The following is a 1,828-nucleotide window of genomic DNA, read 5'->3' as shown; positions in this document are numbered from 1 at the left end:
ATTTGGACTAAGCTTTCAGGAACTTGTTAAAGTTTCTCCATCGCATGAAGACTCAAGAAAGACCGCTATCCAAATAGCACAACTCATTGTGGAAACGGACGAGTTTTACGAAGTACTTCAAACAAAAAAGAAATTGCCAATAAAAGAATTGGAAGAATTAGTTGAAGTTTCACGTAAAACCTTGGAGAGACAACGAAAATTTATAATAGCAATTGCTATTCTTCTAAAAAGTGACCTGCACTATATAAAAGATTATTTAAAAGGACGGATGTCATGATGAACACGCGAAGAGGGATCGTGTTTGAGACAACATCTTCATATAGTATTTTCTTCACGGAAGATGGAGTATTTGAAAAAGGCATACCACTTTCTGCTTCTGTTGAAATAGGTGACGAAGCATTTTATAAACCTTTATTAAACAAGAGAAGCTATAAAGCAACATTTAATTCTTCATGGACAGCGCCGGTTCTTTCGATGGTTGCGACACTTGTATTGCTATTTTCAATATTGCTGCCTTCACAAACTCCAGTGTCTGCATATGTACAGATTGATATCAATCCGAGTGTTGAACTGGGTCTTGATCAGGAAGGGACAGTGTATTCTTTTAAGGGACTCAATGACGATGGAGAGGCACTTAAGAGAGATATTGCTTTCTGGAAAGGAAAGCCTTTAACATGGGTTTTACTTCAAATTGTAGATCGTACGGAAACAACTATCGAGACACAAGAGGAGATTGAGATTACCACCATCTATGAAAATAAAGAAAACCATGCAAAGCTGGAAAAAGTAATTGTTTCGGCAGTGTCAAATTCCAACAGTAAAAGTATGATGCAGAAATACTCCGTAAATGTTAATGAAGCCTCTTTAGAGGATCGTCAAGCTGCTAACAATGAAGGTATTTCCGTACAGAAATACAAGGCACAATTCAAAGACAATAAGGTAGAAAAGCAACAGCAGAAGATAAAGAAAAAAGATGAAAAACAACAGGAAATAAAGAAAAAAGATGAAAATAAGAAACACGAAGACAACAATAAACTGCAGAAAGAAAACAAAAAAGAATCGCAAATACCTGCCGTTGACATGAAAGATCACAAGAACACTCATAATAAAAGTAAACAAAATCCTCAACACCAAAAACAAGAATCTAAACAAGTTAAGCCTAACAAGAAGTGGGATAAGCCAGCAAAATCAGAAGGAAAGACTCAAAGTCATCAAAATCAGACGAATCAACAAAATGATTCGAATAGAGAAGGAAAAGATAACGGCCAGTCAAAAACAAGTGGCAACCATCCTTCTGAAAAAAAAACGAATTCAGATCACCACGATAACCCTCGCCAAGATAAAAAAGGGAAAAATAAAGATCATGAAAGAAAAGATAATGATCAAAAAAGAAAACAAGATAAAAAACAAAGTGGTAAAGAACAATCAGAACAAGGCAAAAATCGCAATCATAAAAATCATTAATCCGGGTGCTTCTCAATCGAGAAGCACTTTTTTTAAAAGAATAAATACTTGTTCTTTCTTTTTTACGTAATGTTTTTTAGAATAGGAAGATGACCTATTCGTGTCATTTGAAAGGACTTGACCTTTTTATGAATCCAATTATTAAACGCATACGAAATTTATCGCCCGCTCAAGCAATCGTTTCTTATTATTTTTTAGCCATTGGGTTATCTGTGGGGTTATTAAACCTACCTGGAGTTCACCAACCTGGAGTCAGTGTGGCTTTTATTGATAGTTTGTTTACAGCAGTCAGTGCTGTCAGCGTTACAGGTTTAAGTGTATTAAATATTTCAGAAACGTACTCAACTTTTGGAATCGCCATGTT

Annotated in this window: 1 protein-coding gene and 3 pseudogenes; all 4 read left to right on the top strand. The window is 35.2% G+C overall.

Annotation, left to right across the window (positions count from 1 at the left end):
- Positions 1-277 (top strand): annotated as a pseudogene (locus AC1DSL_RS17810) (RNA polymerase sigma-I factor); the annotation flags it as partial.
- Positions 274-393, top strand: a pseudogene (locus tag AC1DSL_RS17805) (anti-sigma factor domain-containing protein); the annotation flags it as partial. The pseudogenes AC1DSL_RS17810 and AC1DSL_RS17805, both read left to right, overlap by 4 nt.
- A gap of 81 nt (positions 394-474) precedes the next feature.
- A complete protein-coding gene (locus tag AC1DSL_RS17800) occupies positions 475-1,464 on the top strand; it encodes an anti-sigma-I factor RsgI family protein (protein WP_477533258.1) in 990 nt (329 codons plus the stop codon).
- Positions 1,465-1,592: 128 nt separating this feature from the next.
- Positions 1,593-1,828: pseudogene (locus tag AC1DSL_RS17795) on the top strand (TrkH family potassium uptake protein); the annotation flags it as partial.

Source organism: Paenisporosarcina sp. P4_D4, from assembly GCF_056401835.1.
This window is presented reverse-complemented; position numbering and strand designations above follow the sequence as displayed.

What these genes read in the sequence shown, in the direction of transcription:
- AC1DSL_RS17800 (WP_477533258.1), top strand. Translation starts at nt 475, where the DNA reads ATGGTTGCGACACTTGTATTGCTATTTTCAATATTGCTGCCTTCACAA.